At 68.3% G+C, this 17,345-nt stretch carries 19 protein-coding genes; 8 read left to right on the plus strand and 11 right to left on the minus strand.

Features of this window, described 5'->3' with window-relative positions; translation table 11 throughout:
* Together BM228_RS14800 and BM228_RS14805 are read right to left on the minus strand one after the other, a co-directional pair.
* On the minus strand, nt 1-365 hold a 365-nt coding region (locus BM228_RS14800; RefSeq protein ID WP_244537149.1), incomplete at its 3' end, for a zinc finger domain-containing protein.
* Nucleotides 366-456: 91 nt separating this feature from the next.
* Nucleotides 457-885 (minus strand): flagellar assembly protein FliX, encoded by a 429-nt coding sequence (locus BM228_RS14805; RefSeq protein WP_092041835.1) that lies wholly within the window; start codon nt 883-885, stop codon nt 457-459.
* Between the two features lie 242 nt (nt 886-1,127).
* Here BM228_RS14805 and BM228_RS14810 point away from each other — a divergent pair, with 242 nt between their 5' ends.
* Genes BM228_RS14810 through BM228_RS14820 form a run of 3 tightly spaced genes read left to right on the plus strand, consistent with a single transcriptional unit; the run spans nt 1,128 to nt 3,112 of the window.
* Nucleotides 1,128-2,267 carry a flagellar basal body P-ring protein FlgI gene (locus tag BM228_RS14810; RefSeq protein WP_092041837.1) on the plus strand — a complete coding sequence of 380 codons (1,140 nt, stop codon included), beginning with the start codon at nt 1,128-1,130 and terminating at the stop codon, nt 2,265-2,267.
* Between the two features lie 25 nt (nt 2,268-2,292).
* Nucleotides 2,293-2,652 (plus strand): rod-binding protein, encoded by a 360-nt coding sequence (locus tag BM228_RS14815; RefSeq protein WP_092041840.1) that lies wholly within the window; start codon nt 2,293-2,295, stop codon nt 2,650-2,652.
* Entirely contained in the window at nt 2,639-3,112 is a 474-nt protein-coding gene (locus tag BM228_RS14820) for a hypothetical protein (protein ID WP_092041842.1), read from the plus strand. Before BM228_RS14815 ends, BM228_RS14820 begins: the two co-directional genes overlap by 14 nt.
* An 8-nt stretch (nt 3,113-3,120) precedes the next feature.
* Here the strand turns inward: BM228_RS14820 and BM228_RS14825 are convergent, their stop codons facing one another.
* The 5 genes from BM228_RS14825 to BM228_RS14845 all read right to left on the minus strand — a co-directional run bounded on the left by BM228_RS14825 (nt 3,121) and on the right by BM228_RS14845 (nt 8,764).
* Entirely contained in the window at nt 3,121-3,450 is a 330-nt protein-coding gene (locus tag BM228_RS14825; protein ID WP_092041844.1) for a porin family protein, read from the minus strand.
* Nucleotide 3,451: 1 nt separating this feature from the next.
* Entirely contained in the window at nt 3,452-3,712 is a 261-nt protein-coding gene (locus tag BM228_RS14830) for a hypothetical protein (protein WP_092041846.1), read from the minus strand.
* Nucleotides 3,713-3,808: 96 nt separating this feature from the next.
* The gene (locus tag BM228_RS14835; protein WP_092041849.1) at nt 3,809-5,413 is read right to left on the minus strand and encodes a flagellin; all 1,605 of its coding nucleotides are present in this window, start codon (nt 5,411-5,413) and stop codon (nt 3,809-3,811) included.
* A 2-nt stretch (nt 5,414-5,415) separates the two neighbouring features.
* Nucleotides 5,416-7,350 (minus strand): flagellar hook-associated protein FlgK, encoded by a 1,935-nt coding sequence (gene flgK, locus BM228_RS14840; RefSeq protein ID WP_092041851.1) that lies wholly within the window; start codon nt 7,348-7,350, stop codon nt 5,416-5,418.
* Nucleotides 7,351-7,384: 34 nt separating this feature from the next.
* Complete coding sequence (locus BM228_RS14845) at nt 7,385-8,764, minus strand: flagellar hook protein FlgE (protein ID WP_092041853.1); 1,380 nt, start codon at nt 8,762-8,764, stop codon at nt 7,385-7,387.
* A 301-nt stretch (nt 8,765-9,065) separates the two neighbouring features.
* Between BM228_RS14845 and BM228_RS14850 the strand changes: the two genes are divergently transcribed.
* Both BM228_RS14850 and BM228_RS14855 read left to right on the plus strand, forming a co-directional pair.
* Nucleotides 9,066-9,533 carry a BLUF domain-containing protein gene (locus BM228_RS14850; protein WP_092041856.1) on the plus strand — a complete coding sequence of 156 codons (468 nt, stop codon included), beginning with the start codon at nt 9,066-9,068 and terminating at the stop codon, nt 9,531-9,533.
* 8 nt (nt 9,534-9,541) lie between these two features.
* Nucleotides 9,542-10,000 carry a response regulator gene (locus tag BM228_RS14855; RefSeq protein WP_092041858.1) on the plus strand — a complete coding sequence of 153 codons (459 nt, stop codon included), beginning with the start codon at nt 9,542-9,544 and terminating at the stop codon, nt 9,998-10,000.
* A 33-nt stretch (nt 10,001-10,033) separates the two neighbouring features.
* Here BM228_RS14855 and BM228_RS14860 read toward each other — a convergent pair whose 3' ends face one another.
* Nucleotides 10,034-11,647, minus strand: coding sequence for a peptide chain release factor 3 (locus BM228_RS14860; RefSeq protein ID WP_092041861.1), 1,614 nt, complete (start codon nt 11,645-11,647; stop codon nt 10,034-10,036).
* A gap of 243 nt (nt 11,648-11,890) precedes the next feature.
* Nucleotides 11,891-12,937, minus strand: coding sequence for a threonine aldolase family protein (locus tag BM228_RS14865; protein ID WP_092041864.1), 1,047 nt, complete (start codon nt 12,935-12,937; stop codon nt 11,891-11,893).
* 321 nt (nt 12,938-13,258) lie between these two features.
* On the opposite strand from BM228_RS14865, the gene rpsU reads away from it, so the two are divergent.
* Nucleotides 13,259-13,594: a 30S ribosomal protein S21 gene (gene rpsU, locus BM228_RS14870; RefSeq protein WP_092041866.1), complete on the plus strand. Its 336-nt coding sequence runs from the start codon at nt 13,259-13,261 to the stop codon at nt 13,592-13,594.
* 399 nt (nt 13,595-13,993) lie between these two features.
* Here the strand turns inward: rpsU and BM228_RS14875 are convergent, their stop codons facing one another.
* A complete protein-coding gene (locus BM228_RS14875; RefSeq protein WP_092041868.1) occupies nt 13,994-14,386 on the minus strand; it encodes a response regulator in 393 nt (130 codons plus the stop codon).
* A gap of 335 nt (nt 14,387-14,721) precedes the next feature.
* On the opposite strand from BM228_RS14875, the gene BM228_RS14880 reads away from it, so the two are divergent.
* Together BM228_RS14880 and BM228_RS14885 are read left to right on the plus strand one after the other, a co-directional pair.
* The gene (locus BM228_RS14880) at nt 14,722-15,510 is read left to right on the plus strand and encodes a class II glutamine amidotransferase (RefSeq protein WP_092041869.1); all 789 of its coding nucleotides are present in this window, start codon (nt 14,722-14,724) and stop codon (nt 15,508-15,510) included.
* 123 nt (nt 15,511-15,633) lie between these two features.
* Nucleotides 15,634-17,067, plus strand: a complete 1,434-nt coding sequence (locus BM228_RS14885) for an NAD-dependent succinate-semialdehyde dehydrogenase (RefSeq protein WP_092041872.1) — start codon at nt 15,634-15,636, stop codon at nt 17,065-17,067.
* A gap of 41 nt (nt 17,068-17,108) precedes the next feature.
* Here the strand turns inward: BM228_RS14885 and BM228_RS14890 are convergent, their stop codons facing one another.
* Nucleotides 17,109-17,315, minus strand: a complete 207-nt coding sequence (locus tag BM228_RS14890) for a SlyX family protein (RefSeq protein WP_092041875.1) — start codon at nt 17,313-17,315, stop codon at nt 17,109-17,111.
* Nucleotides 17,316-17,345 lie beyond the last annotated feature (30 nt).

Here is a 17,345-nt window from a genome sequence, read left to right on the forward strand (position 1 = left end):
GCCAGCGCTCCGGGCAGATCCTGCAACGGGGTCCGGCAGCCGGCGCAGACGGCCGGGCGGTGCGCGATGACGTGATCGGCCTGCGCCATCTGCTTCAGCGTGCGGCCGGGATGCCCGGGCTGGCCGCCCGGCTTCTTGAGCCCGGTCTCGCGCAGGCTTCGGGTCCGCCGCACCGGTCCGCCAGGTCCGTCACCCGACGGCGGCTTGCTGCTGGTCGAACTGTCCAGTCCCAGCCGACGCTCCAGCTCCGTCACCCGGATCCGCAGAAGCGCATTCTCCCGCTCCAACAGCGCATTGCGTCGCTCAAGCTCGCCGGCCAGCCCCAGCAGCCTCTCAACCGTCTCCGCTGTCACGGCGAGCGTCATCCTCACCTTGACTCACACACCCCGATGACTCGTCAAGACAACGACCCAATCCTGGGCAGTTACCGCTACGCTCGCAATGACGGCGGTGGATTTATGCGCTGCGCCGGCCTTCCAGCTTGGCCAGTTCCACTGCGGCGCGCAGCTCGATCTCGGCCATCAGCCCGTCGAGCCGCGGATCCCCCGATGACGCTGTGCGCTCGGCCAGGCGGCCGGCGATGGCGCGCAAATCCTGCGGGGCGACGCGGCCGCCGAGCATTGCGGCCTTGAGGCGATCGAGGCCGTCGAGCAGGTCGTGGCCGCGCTTGGCCGTACGGCGGCGGCGCTCCTGCGGAGTCTCGGACTCGCCCTGAAGCAGCAGCACCGCGTCAAGGCCGGCCAGGGTCGCGGCCGCGGCCGGTGCGCCGGTGCCCGAGGCGGAAGCCGGCGCCGCGTCGAGGCTGAAGCCGCGACCGCCCTCGGCCCGGCCCTTGGCCGCGACGCCGCCGGCATTCTGGATCGGCTGGCGAGTCTCGACGCGCATGATCGTGTTCGTGTCGCTCCGGGCGCCCCTGCGCTCTCCGGACACTCGGCCGGCACGGTTAAGCGCCGGTAAACAGGCCGGCAGAACCTGCCGGGTCGGCAGGTTCGGTGCCGGTCGATCAAACGATCCCGCGGCTGGCCGGTCAAATAATGATACGGTTTGCCAGATACTTAAGCGAAATGTCCGGCTGGCACGGGGCTGGCAGGAGGTGGGCAGGTCCGTTCACCCTCGAAAATCCCGGCATGCGCCCGAGCCACCCCATCCGTTTCCTCGCATCAGCCCTCGCCGCGCTCGTCGTCGGCGTGCTGCTGCTGGTGATGGCGCCCGGCCCAGCGCTCGCCCTGTCGCGGGTGAAGGACCTCGCCTCGATCGAGGGGGTCCGCCAGAACCAGCTGGTGGGCTACGGCATCGTGGTCGGCCTCAACGGCACCGGCGACACGCTCAACAACATCCCGTTTACCAAGCAGTCGCTGCAGGCGATGCTGGAGCGGCTCGGCGTCAACACGCGGGGCGCCACGATGCGTACCCAGAACCTCGCCGCCGTGATGGTGACGGCGAGCCTCCCGCCGTTTGCCGCGCAGGGTACCCGCATCGATGTCACGGTCTCGTCGCTGGGCGACGCCAAGTCCCTCCAAGGCGGTACGCTGCTGGTGACGCCCCTGCTCGGCGCCGATGGCGAAGTCTACGCCCTGGCGCAGGGCTCGGTGGCAATCGCCGGCTTCTCCGCCGAGGGCGACGCCGCCAAGATCACCCGGGGCGTGCCGACCAACGGCCGCATCTCCAACGGCGCCAATATCGAGCGCGAGATCGCGTTCAAGCTGAACGACGCCCGCGGCCTGCGCCTCTCTTTGCGCAATCCCGATTTCACTACCTCGAAGCGGATCGCGGCGGCGATCAACGACTTCATGGGCGCCGACACGGCCGAGCCAACCGACCCGGCCACCGTCACGATTCAGATCCCGGCCAAGTACAACGGCAACATGATCCGTCTCATCACCGAGGTGGAGCAGTTGAAGGTCGAGCCGGACCAGACCGCCCGGGTCGTGGTCGACGAGCGCTCCGGCATCATCGTGATGGGCCGCGACGTGCGCGTCTCGACGGTGGCGATCGCCCAGGGCAACCTGACGGTCACCATCAGCGAGCAACCGCAAGTCAGCCAGCCGGCGCCTCTGTCCAACGGCCGCACCACCGTGGTGCCGCGCACGAGCGTGAAGGTCGATACCGGTGACGGCAACAAATTGGCGCTGGTGAAGGAAGGTGTGAGCCTGCGCGAGTTGGTCGACGGGCTCAACGCCCTCGGGGTCGGCCCCCGCGACCTGATCTCGATCCTCCAGGCGATCAAGACCGCCGGAGCACTCCAGGCCGATATCGAGCTGATGTGATTTTTTGGGACTGGAGGGCCAAATCATGCTGCCACTCGCCACCATCGCGGCCACTGCCGCCGCCAGCGTCGGGAACGCCATCGCGGGCAGCGTGTCCGACGGCATCCTCAAGACCGCCAACACCGCCAAGGCGCACAAGACCGCCACCGAGTTCGAGTCGATGTTCCTGGAGAACAGCCTCGACCGGATGATGCAATCGGATGGGACCGAAGGCCCGCTCGGCGAGAACGGCACCGGCGGCGGGGTCTACCGCTCGATGCTGACCAAGGAATATGCGGGACAGATCGTGAAGAGCGGCGGCGTCGGCATCGCCGATTCGGTGTTCCGTGAGATCATGAAGATGCAGGGCGCGACCGTTGATGGAGCCGGCAATGCAAAGGGCTGAACCGCTGCGCGTCGCCGACCGGGTCACCGCCGAGGCGCTGGTCGGAGGCGTGCTGGCCAACATGGCGGCGCTGGAATCCGTTCTGGCCGAGGAGGCAGCCCATGTCCGGGCCGGACGCCTGCGCGAGGGTCTGGCGGCGGCCGAGCCCAAGGCCGCCTTGGCGGCCGCCTACATGCAGGGGCTCGAAGTCGCCAAGGCAAACGCCGTGGCCCTAAAGCGCTTCAACCCGGACGGGGTCGAGACCCTGCGGGCCGCCCATCGCCGCTTCACCGCGGCCGTGGAGGCGAACCAGTCGGTCCTCGACAGCGCGAAATCCGTCTCCGAGGGGCTGATTAAGTCGCTGGCCGAGGAGATCGGCCGGGCGCAGCTTCCGTCGGGCTACGGCCGGCAGGCGGCGGCGCCGTCCCCGTATGGCCGCGGTGTGCGCAGCGGGCCGCTGGTGCTGTCGCGGAACCTGTAGGGCCGAGCTCAGCGCCGGCCGTTGCCGATCCGCACGAAGGTCCGCACCTCGCCGAGATCCGTGTCGGCGCGATTGTCGATCGCCAAGCGGCCGGCAATGACGGGCGGGCTCGACGCGCCGGCACCGTGACCGGCTCGCAGGTCGGCGCCCGCGATCACCCGGCCGGAGACGCGGATGCAGCTTGCGCTGCCGGGCATCCGCACGAAGCCCGGTCCCTTCGACGGGCACGGCATTGCCGCCGCTGCGGTCGGGGCCTTCTCGAGATCCCGGGCCTCGGCGGGGCCGAGGAGACTGAGCGATGCCGCGAGAACCAGGGCGATCGAACGCAGCCGGCCCATCTCAGGCGGCCCGGCGCGAGAGGTCCCGGTACAGCAGATCGATGTAGCGCTCGACCTCGCCGACGAAACCGTCGAGGTCGGGCTCCAGGAAGCGCAGCCGTGCGAGGTCGCGCAGCAGGATGTCGAGCGCGATGGCCCGGTCGTCGGGCCGGCCATAGCCGTCGAGATAGGTGTCGATCGCCTGCTCGGCCATCACGATGGCGCCGACCTGCGCCGTGGTGCCGAGACGGCGGGTCACGTGGACGGGTTCGGACAGCGCCATGCGGACCTCTCCTCGATCGGGCGGCCGCAGCGACCGCAATCCGCGCTTCACTGCGGGAAAGCGGCGAGGCTATGGTCGCGAGACCGAATACCGGCGTCAGCTGATGTAATTGACCAGCGAGAGCTTCGAGAGCGAGGCCGTGACCGAGTAGCTGGCCTGGAGCCGGTTCTGGACATCGAGCAGCTTGGCGACGACTTCTTCGGTCGGCGCCTGCTCGATCCCGTCGAGGGTGTTCTGGACCGTGGTCTGGGTGGCGGTATTGGTGGTCTTGGCGTTCGACAGTCGGGTCGAGGCGACGCTGAGCTGCGTGACGGTGTCCTGGACGCTGGGATTGGTCTGATCGGCGGCCGACAGCAGCGTCCCGGCCTTGTTGACCACCGTCTGGTAGGTGGCGCTGGTGTTGGCGTCGCTCGCGGTGGGCAGGGCGAAGGCCATGGTTGCGAGGCCTGCGAGCACGTTCCGGATGGTCGGGTCGTTGGCGCGCGCGCCGGTGCCGACCTTGCCGGTGGCGCTCACCTGAACCGACTGGGTGTCGAGGGCCGAGGTGGGCTGCGGCGGGTTCGTCGCGGTGTCGTAGCTGTTCTCGCCCTGGTACCAGAGGACCGTATCGGTCGCCTTGGCGGCCGTGTAGCCGATCGGGTTCTTGCTTGGCGTCGTGTCGTACACGATGCGCTGCTGGGGCATGATCCCGGTCCCGGACGGGCCGCCCTTCGCCGAGCCCGTGAAGAAGTCCTGGGTCACCGCCGCGGTGGCGTTCACCGCCAAGGTGCTGGTGGCCGCGCCCTTGAGGGCGTTGGTCAGCGTGGCGGACAGGTTCTTCATCGTGTCGGTCATGCTCGCCCCGATGGCGAAGCTGGTGGTCGAGCTGGCATCCGCGCTGCTGGCCGCGGTCAGCGTCACGGTGGTCGAGGTGCCGTCCGGCATCTTCAGCGCGAAGCTGACGCTGTCGCCCGCGGCGGGCTGGGCCGACAGGCCCACGTTGAGCGAGGCCGGGCCGGTGCCGGTGATCGAGGCGCTGAGCGCTGTTCCGGTGGTAGTCGGGGTGCCGGTCAGGGTGAAGCCGAACTTGCCGCGGGTGGCGGCGTTCGTCTCCTCGGTCACCTGGACGGAAGTGGCGCTCGGCGAGCTCTGCGTCAGCCGACCGTTGCCGCCCGAGCCCAACTCCGCGGTAACCCGATCGTTGATCAATGAGGTGAGGCCGGCGAGCTTGTTGCCCTGGCTGTCGGTGGTGCCGTTGAGGATCGTGTCGGCGTCGAGCACCGGCTGGGTCGTGGTATCGCGGCCGCCGAACAAGTAGCTGCCCGCCGCCGATTGGTTGAGCGTGTCGAGCGCCGTCTGCAGGTTGGCGAGCGCGATCGAGCGCCCCGCGGTGGTGTTGGCGGCCACGCTCTGCAGGCCGTTATTCAGGGCCGTGCGGGCGTCGGTGCCCAGCTTCGCGACCTGGGTCAGGCTGGTGACCGCGAGGTCGGTCCGGGTCTGGGCCGCGGTGATGCCGGCGCCGTAGCCGTCGAGCGCGCTTAGGGTTGCCTGGGCGGCGAGCGCCGTGGAACGCCCGGTGCCGAGCCCACCATAGGTCTGGGAGACCTTGCCGCTGGAGAGCTGGTTCGACAGGTCGTTCAGCTGATTCTTCAGCGTCAGGAGCTGCGACGTGTTCCGGTTGGTGACGTAGGAACCGGCCGCGAAGGGTGAGATCGTCGTCATGGTCAGATCTGCAGCAGCTGGTTGAGCATGTCGCGCGCGGCCGTGAGCACCCGGGCATTGGCGCCGTAGGCCGTCTGCAGGGCGATCAGGTTCGACATTTCCTGGTCAATATTGACGCCCGCGCCCGCGGAGAACCGGCTCTGCGCGGTCGAGAGCGCGGTCTGCTGGGTATCGTTGAGTGAGGCGGCGTTCGAGGCGGCGGAGCCCTGCGAGGCGATCACGTCCTGGGCGAAGCCGACGACGCTCGCCCGGTAGGGCGCGGAGACGCCGCCGATGCCGCTCGACGACGAGAACGTCTGCTGGGTCGAGGTCAGGGCGGTGAAGATCGCCTGCGCCCGCCCGCCCGAGGCGCTCGTATCCGTGGCGCTCGATGCGGTCAGCGCCGAGGTGTTGCCGGAGACCGCCGGATTGACCGCGATCCGCTGCGCGAAGCCGGTGAGCTGCGAGCCGCTGTCGAACGAGCCGGTGAACAGCTGCGGGGTTGGCGGCGGCGCTGCGGATACATCGGTGAACAGGGCGAGCTGCGGGTAGCCCGTGGTCAGATCGGTCGGCGATGTCGGCTGGGTGATGCTCGCGGTCGCGGCGCTCGCCACCTTGCCGCCCGCCGTGAGCGTGAGCGTCGCATTCGCCGCCGTCGCAGGGCCGTTCGTGACGCCGAGCGCAGGGAGCTTGTAGGGGGCCGACGCGGGATCGCTGTTGAACGTGTTTAGCGCGGCCTGGATCTGCGTGAAGTAGGTGGTCGGACCGCCGCTGGCGTTGAACGTCAGCGTCAGGCCGCTGGCATCCGTCGTCTGTCCGGCGGGAATGATCGTGCCGTTACTCTGGGTCGTCGACGCGACCAGCGTCACGTTCCGCACCGTGTTCGTGCTGTCGGTCATCTGGAAGGTCACCGAATTGCCGGGTTGCATCTTCGGCAGGGTGATCGTCGTGTCGCTGGCCGTGATGCCATTGGTCGTCGTGGTGTTGAGCGTGCCGCCGACGCTGGTGTTGGTGAGCGCGCTGGCGAGCCCCCCGGCGAGGTCATCGAGCTGGCGCTGGGCCTGCGGCAGGATCTGGTCGCGCAGCTCGATCCCGGCGGCGAGGCTCCCCGACCGGATGGCGCCTTGCGCTCCGAGATCGATCTTGCCGCCGCCCGGCAGCGTCGCCGTGATCGTGCCGACCGTCCGTTTCGCCGGGTCCGCCGAGTAGCTCGAATTGGCGCTCAGCGTCCCGTGGCCGTCGAAGCTCAGCGTCGCCGCGTTGCCGCGATCGACCAGGGTCACGCCGGACTGGGTCAGCACCGAGATGGTGCCGTCGCGCTGCGCGACGGTCTGGACGTCCATGTAGTTCGAGAGCGTGTTGATCACCTGGTCGCGCTGGTCCTGGAGATCGGCCAGGGACGAGGCGTCGGTGGTGTTCTGGATCTTGGCGTTGAGCTTCGCGACGTTGGACAGCAAGGTGCTGGCCGATTGCGTGTCGGTTCCGAGTTGCGCCTCGACCCCGGTGCGCAGGTTCTGCACCGAGGCGGCGGCGCCGTTGATCTGGCTGGCCAGCGCCGAGGCGTTGCTCAGCACGGTGGTCCGAGCGGCCGCCGAGGTCGGGTTGGCGGCAAGCTCCTGGAGCGATTCCGTGAAGGTGTTCAGCGTGCCGTCGAGCGACGCCGCGCTGCCGGGGGTCCCGTAGAGCGTATCGAGCTGGGACGCGATGCCGGCCTTCGTGCTCGTATAGGCCGCCCCCGAGGTCTCGAGCCGCAGCTGCTTGAGCGCGGCGGCATCGAAGCTGCGCGTGATCGTCCCGGTGGCGACACCGGAATTGTTGGTCCCGGTGGCGACCGTCGAGAGCGTCCGCTTGACGTAGCCGGCCGTGCCGGAATTGGCGACGTTCTGCGAGACGAGGTTGATCGCCGCCTGCGTCGCCGCAAGTCCGGCGGTCGCGGTGGAAAGCGCGTTCAGCGACATCTCACGGCCTCCGCGGTTCGGATCGAGTCCTCACTCAGCGGATCACGTTGAGCAGGTCAGACATCATCGTCTGAGCCGTCGACATGACTCGCGTGTTGGCAGAGTAGGCCTGCTGGGTTACGATCATCTTAGAGAATTCGGTGGCAATGTCGGTGTTCGACTGCTCATTGCTGGCGCCCGTGATCGTACTCCCGTTCAGCCCGACGAGGGCCGGCCCGGACTCCGCCGTCTGAAGATAGTTTCCGTTCGAATCGGCCTTCAGCCCATCGGCATTGGCGAACTGCGCGATCCCCACGGTGGCGAGCCCGAGCACCGACCCGTTCGAGAACGTGCCGTTGATCTTGCCGTCCTCGCCGATCGCGACGCTGGTCAGCGTGCCGGCGCTGTTGCCGTTCTGGCTCAGCGTGTTGGTGGTCACGGCCCCCGACGTGTCGGCATACTGCGTCAGGCCGGCCGTGCCGACATTCATGGTCATGTTCGCGAAGGTGTAGTCGCCCACGGTCACGTTGCCGAGCGAGACCGGACTGGTCGTCGGCGCGGTCAGCTTTCCGGTGGAGTCGAAGGTGAAGGCCGTGCCGACATTCTGCCAAGCCGTGGAATTCGCCGAGGCCGAGGGATTGGAGGCGTAGTAGAGGTTCCAGACCGAGGGCTGCGACGGCGTCGTGGACGCATCCTGAACCTTGGCCCAGCGCGTGCTCAAGGTCACCGGCGCGCCGGTCTGCGTGTAGGCGGTGATGGACGGGCCCGCGATGCTGTTGTTCACGAAGGTTCCGGCGCTCGCCGAGGGCACCGTGGGGCCGGGCACCGTGGCTCCCGTTAGGACGACCGCTGATGGCAGCTGATTGTACACGTCGGAGCCCGACGTGGCGGACGCGGTGGTGGCCGGCGTCGCCGGCAGGTTGGCCGCGTAGGTCAGCGACGTGGTCGGCTGGGCCGGAAGCGACGTGTTGCCGATCTTGAGCAGCCCCGTGCTGGTCGCCTGGCCGGTGACCGGGTCGAGATTCGTGCCGGTCAGGTAGCCGCCGGCGCCGTTGACCAGGTAGCCGTCCTTGTCCTGCGAGAAGTCGCCCCGGCGCGTGTAGACGTTCGTGCCGCTGAAGGTCGCTGCGCCGTTCGAATCGCCGGTCTTGCGCACCACCGTGAAGAAGCCGTTGCCGTTGATCGCCATGTTGGTCGGGACGCTCGACGCCACGACGTTTCCGCCGATCGTGTTGGTGAGCTGCGACTGGGCCAGCACCGAGCCGGAGACCTCGCGCTTCGGCGTGGTCTCGGACATCATGTCGACGAAGCTGGTGTCGATCCGCTTGAACCCGGTCGTCTGCGAGTTCGCGATGTTCCCGGAGATGTTGCTGATGGCGTAGGACTGCGCCTGCAGTCCGGAGACCGAGGTCTGCAGGGCGGTGAAAAGATCCATGGCATGCGATCCCGATACGCGCCGCACTGGCCGGCTGGATCAAGCGACCGCAACCGCCATGCCAGAGCTAAGTCATTGCCGGATAAGACATGGGTCGCGGCCGGCTCGGCAGCCCTGACCGGCCGGAGGTGCCGACTCGGCAGATTCTGCCGCAGCGGAGGCCGCGCCGATCCGAACAGTTTGGCGCGGCACGTTTACGGGGTGTTATCCGGCTCGCGCGAGGATCGCAGGCGGGTTAGGCTAGGCGGGAAGCGTCCTGCACAAACGCGCTGAAGCGGAACGGATTGCGGATCTCGAGGTCATGCGGGCGAAACGGACGAGCCTCGTCCACATCATCTACTTCTCGCGCCTCAATCTGTCCCCGGATCCCGCGAAGCGGTCGGAGCAGATCAACGAGATCGGGCGAGTCGCACAGAAGAAGAACGAGTTCTCGGTAATCACTAGCTTCCTGATCATCGAAGGCAACTTCGCTTGCCAAGTGATCGAGGGCGAGCGCACGTCGGTGCACGAGACGTTCGACCGGGTCAGCGCCGACCAGCGCCACCGGGACGTGCAGATCAACGAGTGGCGGGAGATCGCCAAGCGCGAGTTCGTCCACTCCTTCAAGAGCGCCCAGCGCACCGCGGCGAATGACGGCCTGTTCGCCAAGGCCAACCTGCTGCCGATGCTCCAGCGCGGCACCCCGAAGGCGACCGCGATCCACGGGCTCTGCGTGGCGCTCCAGAACGACGCGATGTCCCGTCAGGGCATCGACCACCTCTTCATCTGAGCGCAGCGATGCCCGAGAGCGATACGCCCCCGATCCTCATCGTCGACGACCAGGAGAAGCTCCTGCGTCTGGTGGTGATGCTGATGACCCGGATCGGCTTCCCCGATGTCGAAGGAGTCACCACCGCCGCCGAGGCGCTGGAGCGGCTGCGCACGCGCCGCTACGCCCTGGTGATCTCCGACCTGACCATGGAGCCGATGGACGGGCTCAGCCTGCTGCGCGAGATCCGCGCCGACGACGCGCTGATGAACACGCCCTTCATGCTGACTGAATCGTCCTTCGACTTCGAAGACATCAACCTCGCTCACCAGGCCGGGGCCGACGCCTTCATCCTCAAGCCGTTCGACATGGCGGTGCTGAAAAGCAAGCTGAAGCAGGTGCTCAATCGCAAGCCGCGCAAGCGCGACGCCCCGATCGCGGCCGAGTCGACGCTGACGGCGGATTTCCCGATGCTCGGGAAGTTCTGAGGGGCACTGACGCGCGTCCGCCCCCCAAAAGAATCACGCCGCCCGCTTCTGATAGTCCTTCACGTCGGTGAAGCGCACCGCCGGATAGCGCTCCTCCTCGTAGCGGAGCGAGAACGCCGTGGTCGCCATGAAGACCGGGGCGCCGTCGAGGTCCTTGGCCATGGCCGAGCCATGCGTATCGATGAACTTGTCGAGCTCGACCTCCGAATCCGACTCGATCCAGCGGCAGACCGAGAACCGCGAGGTCTCGTAATCCACCGGCAGGCCGTACTCGGCCTGGAGGCGTTCCTTGAGCACGTCGAGCTGGAGCGCGCCGACCACGCCGACGATCGCTTGGCTGCCGTCCTGGGGCACGAACACCTGGACGACCCCCTCCTCGCCCATCTGCTGGAGCGCCTCGCGCAGCTTCTTGGCCTTCATGGCGTCGGTGAGCTTGATCCGCCGGAGGATTTCCGGGGCGAAGCTCGGCACGCCGCGGAACACGATGTCCTCGCCTTCCGTCAGCGTGTCGCCGATCCGCAGGGTGCCGTGGTTCGGGATACCGACCACGTCGCCGGCGAACGCCTCGTCCGCGATGGCGCGGTCCTGGGCGAAGAAGAATTGTGGCGCCGAGAGCGAGATCGGCTTGCCGGTACGCACCAGCCGGGCCTTCATGCCGCGGCTGAGCTTGCCCGAGCAGACCCGCATGAACGCGATCCGGTCCCGGTGGTTCGGGTCCATGTTCGCCTGGATCTTGAACACGAAGCCGGTCATGCGCGGCTCGGTCGGCTCGACCAGGCGCTTGTCGGCATCCTGGCCCCGGGGCGGCGGCGCCACCTTGGCGAGGCCGTCGATGAGGTCGCGCACGCCGAAATTGCGCAGCGCCGAGCCGAAGAACACCGGCGTCAGGTGGCCCTCGCGGAACGCGTCGAGATCGAAGGGTTTCAGGCCGCCCTCGGCCAGCTCCACCTCCTCGCGCCACGCATCGGCCGCGCCGTTCTCGGTGAGCAGCTCGTCGAACAGCGGGTCCTGGGGCCCGGACACCGTGACCATGCCGGCATCCTCGGCGGCGTCGAGTCGGCGCACGCGGTTGCCACCGAGCTCGTAGGTCCCGGAGAAGTTGCGGCCGGTACCGATCGGCCAGGTCACCGGGGCGACGTCGAGGGCCAGCGTCTTCTCGATCTCGTCGAGCAGCTCGAACGGGTCGCGGGCCTCGCGGTCGAGCTTGTTGACGAAGGTGACGATGGGGATGTCGCGCAGGCGGCAGACCTCGAACAGCTTTCGCGTGCGCGCCTCGATGCCCTTGGCGGCGTCGATCACCATCACGGCCGAATCGACCGCGGTGAGCGTCCGGTAGGTGTCCTCGGAGAAGTCCTCGTGGCCCGGCGTGTCGAGCAGGTTGAAGACGCAGTCGCCATACTCGAAGGTCATCACCGAGGTGACCACCGAGATGCCGCGCTCCTTCTCGATGCCCATCCAGTCGGACCGGGTCGAGACCCGGTTGCGCTTGGCCTTGACCTCGCCGGCGAGCTGGATCGCGCCGCCGAACAGCAGCAGCTTCTCGGTCAGCGTGGTCTTGCCCGCGTCCGGGTGCGAGATGATCGCGAAGGTGCGCCGCCGCGCAACCGGGTCGGCCGGCTTCGCTTCGGTCTTGGTCTGCATCAGCATGGAGCGAACGCTCTGGGTCGGCAAAACGTGAGGGGCGTCGCCCGGCGCGTGCGGTCTCGGGCGAAGGTCTCGGGATCGTGTAGCGGCAAGCCCCGGTATTGGCAAAGACGCCGGGGCGTCGGCTGATCCAAGTCCCGGTTTCAAAAGGTCATCGACCTTTTGCGGGTGCAGGGCGGAGCCCTGCAAGCCTCCGGGCTCCGCCCCTGAACCTCGCCAAAGGGCGGAGCTCTTTGAAACCCGGCCTCAGGCGGCCTCGGCCGCTAGGGCGCGCAGGTCGGCGACCAGGGCATCGACGCGCTGGGGCTCGGCATCCCAGGCGAACATGAACCGCGCGCCACCGCCGATGAAGGTGTAGAACCGCCAGCCTCGGGACCGCAGCCGCTCCATGGTCGCGGCCGGCATCGCCAGGAAGACCGCGTTGGCCTCCACGGGAAACAGCGCGCGGATCCCCGGCAGGCCGGCGACGGCATCGGCGAAGCGCCGGGCGCAGGCATTGCCGTGGGCACCGTTGCGGAGCCAAGCGCCGCTCTCGATCATGCCGACCCACGGGGCCGCCAGGAAGCGCATCTTCGAGGCGAGCTGGCCCGCCTGCTTACAGCGGAAGCCGAAATCCTCGGCGAGTTTCGGGTCGAAGAACACCACCGCCTCACCGGCATGCATACCGTTCTTGGTGCCGCCGAAGCACAGCACGTCGACCCCCGCCCGCCAAGTCATGTCGGCGGGGCTGCATCCGAGGCTGGCGCAGGCATTGGCGAAGCGCGAGCCGTCCATGTGCAGCGCGAGACCGAGCTCGCGGCAGGTCGCCGAGAGCGCTCGCAGCTCGGCCAGCGTGTAGACCTGCCCGGTCTCGGTCGGCTGCGTGATCGTGACCACCCGCGGTCGCGGGAAATGGATGTCGCTGCGGTTTGTGGCGAGGCCGCGGATCGCGTCCGGGGAAAGCTTGCCGCCCTCGGTGCGGACCGTAAGCAGCTTCGAACCGTTGGAGAAGAATTCCGGCGCGCCGCACTCGTCGGTCTCGACGTGGGCCGAGTCGGCGCAGATCACGCTGTGGTAGGACTGGCACAAAGAGGCCAGGGCGAGTGCGTTGGCGGCGGTGCCGTTGAACGCAAAGAACACCTCGCACCGGGTTTCGAACAGGCGGCGGAATGCGTCCGCGGCCCGGGCCGTCCAGGCATCCTCGCCATAGGCCGGCGCGTGGCCGCGATTGGCCGCCTCCATGGCCGCCCAGGCCTCCGGGCAGATACCGGAGTAGTTGTCGCTGGCGAATTGCTGCGAGTCGTCGGTCGTCATCCCCGCAGCGTAGAGCCGCGTCCGAGCGCGTTGCAATCGGCCTCCACACCAAATCGCGCTCAAGCAGGGCTGATGTGCACGAACCGGCATCCGCCCCGCCGCCGCGGAATTCGATACGCCCACTGCGAAGATCGATGCGGCGAAGATGTTGGAACTGGTTCGCGCTTGGTGTAGAAGGCGCGCCAAGGCGTGGGTTCCACGCCGATTCGGAAACCGACGTTCCCGTCCCTCCCGGGTTCTCCCGGGCGAGGGACGTTGCCGGTTTCCAGATCGGCGGCGAACTGCGCGAGCCCCAAATCCAGGTCCAGAGGATCAAGTCCGTTGCAGGTACTCGTTCGCGATAACAACGTCGATCAGGCGCTCCGCGTCCTCAAGAAGAAGATGCAGCGTGAGGGCATCTTCCGTGAGATGAAGCAGCGCAAGGCTTATGAGAAGCCGTCCGTGCGCAAGGCTCGCGAGAAGGCGGAAGCCGTCCGCCGCGCCCGCAAGCAGGCGCGCAAGACCGCGATCCGCGAGGGCCTGATCGCCGCTCCGAAGCCGAAGCCCCGTTTCCCGGCCGGCAGCCGTCGCCCCGGCTTCCCGTCGCCGTCCGCCGCCGGCCCGCAGGGTGGCAACCCGGCCGGCCAGGTCCCGGTGAACCCGGCGCCCGTCGCCTAAGGCGTTCGTCTCGAACGGCAGAAGCCCGGACCGCGCGAGCGGCCGGGCTTCTTGCGTTTGATCATCGCTTTGATCGTGACGATCATGGGCGCGGCCGCAGCGGCCGTTGGTCCATCCGCCCAAGTTCCGGTTCGGTCGTTCAGCGCCCCGTCATTGCGAGCGCAGCGAAGCAACCCAGTGCAGCGCGCGCTTCCCGAACATGGCGTTTCCCCGGGGTTGCTTCGCTGCGCTCGCACTGACGGGGGAGGAAGCTGCAACCCCGCGCAAGAAACCGACTGGTGCGGCTGAGCGGGATAACGGCTCGACCATCGGAGGGTCTGCGACGCGATAGGGACTGCGAGTAGCCCGAATACGCGCCCCCCTCCCCGCTAACCGGAAAGGGGCGCGCGTCGCCCCGCCTCAGGCCGCCTTGGCGGCCATCGTGGCGTGCTCGGCCTGGACCAGCACGTCGAGCGCCCGCCAGGGCTTCTGCATGTAGACCGTCTGGTCGGGCAGGCGTTCGTCGCGGCTCGCCCCGGAGGTGACGACCACGCGCACATCCGGCCAGCGGCGCTCGACCGCCTGGGCGAGCGACACGCCGTCCATGGCGCCCGGCAGGCGGATATCGGCGAACAGCAGGGCCACGGTGACGTCGGACCGCTCCAGCACTGAGAGCGCGGCTTCCGCGCTCTCGCAGGCGATGACGCCGAGATCGCTTTCCTCCAGCACCGCGGTCGCGAGGTGGCGCACCGCCGCGTCGTCCTCCACGACAAGCGCCACGGGGGCGAAACACTCGGGCTGTGCGCGATCCATGAAAAAATCTCCTGCTTTCGGTTGCTTGAAACCCCTTTTCGGGTCGCGGCCTCATTGATGGACCGGTGATTCCCCGATTCGGCCATGCTGGCCTGCCAGGAGCCGGCTCACAAGGGTTCTTGTGCAAGGGTCCTTGTGGTTGACCTCCCTGCCCGCTTGGCAATCAAGCGGCGCCATTTTTGCCCGGAACGCCCGAAAATGGCGCAGTTGGGTCCCGGTTAAGAACCTGTTCACCCATGTGGACCGACTGTTAATCTCATTCGTGGCCTCCCGTTCCGTTCCGGGCTGGCCGTCAGCGGATCGCGCGCGGGCCTAGAGAAGGATCGTCGTCCGATATGTGCCGTTTCCTCGCCTATAGCGGTGAGCCGGTCTTTCTCTCGGACCTGGTCTGCGCGCCGACGCATTCGCTGGTGCACCAGTCGCTGCATGCCGACGAGGGGAAGACCGAGACCAACGGCGACGGCTTCGGCATCGGCTGGTACGGCGAGCGCCCGGAACCCGGGATCTATCGCGACATCTCCCCGGCCTGGTCGGACGAGAACCTGGTCAACCTGTGCGGCCAGGTCCGGGCGCGAACCTTCTTCGCCCATGTCCGCGCCTCTACCGGCACTGCCACCGCCCGGGCGAACTGCCACCCGTTCGTCTACGGGCGGCACCTGTTCATGCATAACGGCCAGATCGGCGGCTACCACCGGATCAAGCGGCGGCTCGAAGCCCTGATCCCGGACACGTTCTACGATCACCGGCGCGGCAGCACCGATTCCGAGGTGATCTTCCTGCTGGCCCTGGCCAATGGGCTCGAGCAGGATCCGGTCGGCGCCATGGCCCGCACCCTGGAGACGATCCGCGGCCTGATGAAGGAGGCGGGCGTCTCCGAGCCGTTGCGCTTCACCGCCTTGCTCACCGACGGCGAGACCCTGACCGCCTATCGCTGGGCCTGCGACGGCCGGCCGCCAAGCCTGTACTTTCGCGATGGGCCGGGGGGCATCGTGGTCGTGTCCGAGCCGATCGACGGCTGCCGTGAGGGCTGGCGGGTCGTCCCGAAGGGCGGCACGCTCCGGGCTCGGCACGGCCACGCCACCGTCGTGACCGGCCCCGAGGCCGTCCGCTCCCGTGCCGCCTGAATCGGCTTCGGCGACGAACGTTCCGATCCCACCTCAGCCATGCCCGGAACGGGATTGTCGATCCGCGCCACGTTGCCACATGTCGGGCCACGGCCGAGCATGCGGCCGGGCGGGAATTGACCGATGTATCCGGATACCGAGCTTCACATTGCCGGACGCTGGCGCGCGGGCGCCGACCGGGAGACCCTGGGCGTCCTGAATCCGGCCACCGGCGAGACGATCGGCCAGTGCGCCGTCGCCACCACGGCGGATCTCGACGAGGCCCTGGCTGCGGCAGCCCGCGCCTTCCCGGTCTGGCGGAAAGTGTCGCCGTTCGAGCGCGGCAAGCTGATGCGCAAGGCCGCCGACCTGCTGCGTGCCCGCGTCGACGAGATCGCCCGTATCATGACCCAGGAGCAGGGCAAGCCCCTGGCCGAGTCGCGCGTGGAGACCCTGGCCGCCGCCGACATCATCGATTGGTTCGCCGAGGAGGGTAAGCGCGCCTATGGCCGCGTCATCCCGGCCCGCGCCGACGGCGTGCTACAGGCGGTGATCCGCGAGCCGGTCGGCCCCGTGGCCTGCTTCACGCCCTGGAACTTCCCGATCAACCAGGCGGTGCGCAAGATCTCGGCGGCGCTCTGCACCGGCTGTACGGTGATCCTCAAGGGTCCCGAGGACACGCCGGCGAGCTGCGCCGCCCTGGTCCGCGCCTTCCTGGATGCCGGCATTCCGGGCGACGCCCTGTCGCTGGTCTACGGCGACCCGGCGACGATCTCGGCCTACCTGATCCCGCACCCGGTGATCCGCAAGATCTCGTTCACCGGCTCGACGGTGGTCGGCAAGAAGCTCGCGGCGCTGGCCGGCGAGCACATGAAGCGCGCCACCATGGAACTCGGCGGCCACGCCCCGGTGATCGTGTTCGGCGATGCCGACGTGGAGAAGGCCGTGTCGGTCCTCGCCCCGTCGAAGTTCCGCAATGCCGGCCAGGTCTGCGTGTCGCCGACCCGGTTCCTGGTGCACGATTCGGTTTTCGACCGGTTCGTCGAGGGCTTCACCAGCTACGCCAAGAGCGCGAAGGTCGGCGACGGCCTCGACCCCGACACTAAGATGGGCCCGCTGATCCACGGGCGCCGCCTGGAGGCCATCGAAGCGCTGACCGCCGACGCCGAATCGGCCGGCGCCTCCCTGCGGGCGGGCGGAAAACGCATCGGCAACCGCGGCAACTTCTTCGAGCCGACGGTCTTCACCGAGGTGCCGCTGACCGCCCGGATGATGAACGAGGAGCCGTTCGGCCCGGTGGCGATGATCAACCGCTTCTCGGAGGACGAGGAGGCGCTCACCGAGGCCAACCGCCTGCCCTACGGGCTCGCCGCCTATGCCTATACCCGCTCGGCCGAGCGGGCCGCGCGCGTGTCGAACACGGTGGAGAGCGGGATGATCTCGATCAACCACCACGGCCTCGCCGTGCCGGAGACACCCTTCGGCGGTGTCAAGGAATCCGGCTACGGCAGCGAGGGCGGCTCGGAAGCGCTCGACGCCTACCTCGTGACCAAGTTCGTCACCCAGGCGAATTTTTGACATCGACCCGGCGCGTCGCCTGAAGCGGCGCGCCGGGTCCCTCAATAATGCGGCGGCGGCGGTTCGGGCCCTCGGGGGGCGGACCGCGCCGCCGCCTCCTCGACCTGATCCCGCAGAGCCTCGACTTGGCGGACCAGCCGGTCGATCACCCGCCACTGCTCCGTCACGGTGCGGTTCAAGTCCTCGATGACCGAGTCCTGCTCGGTGAGGCGCATCTCCAGGCGGTCGATGCGGGTGGGCTCGTCCATGGCCGGTCTCCAATCCGGCCCGCGATAGCG

The sequence above is a fragment of the Methylobacterium pseudosasicola genome, from assembly GCF_900114535.1.
GTDB lineage: Bacteria > Pseudomonadota > Alphaproteobacteria > Rhizobiales > Beijerinckiaceae > Methylobacterium > Methylobacterium pseudosasicola.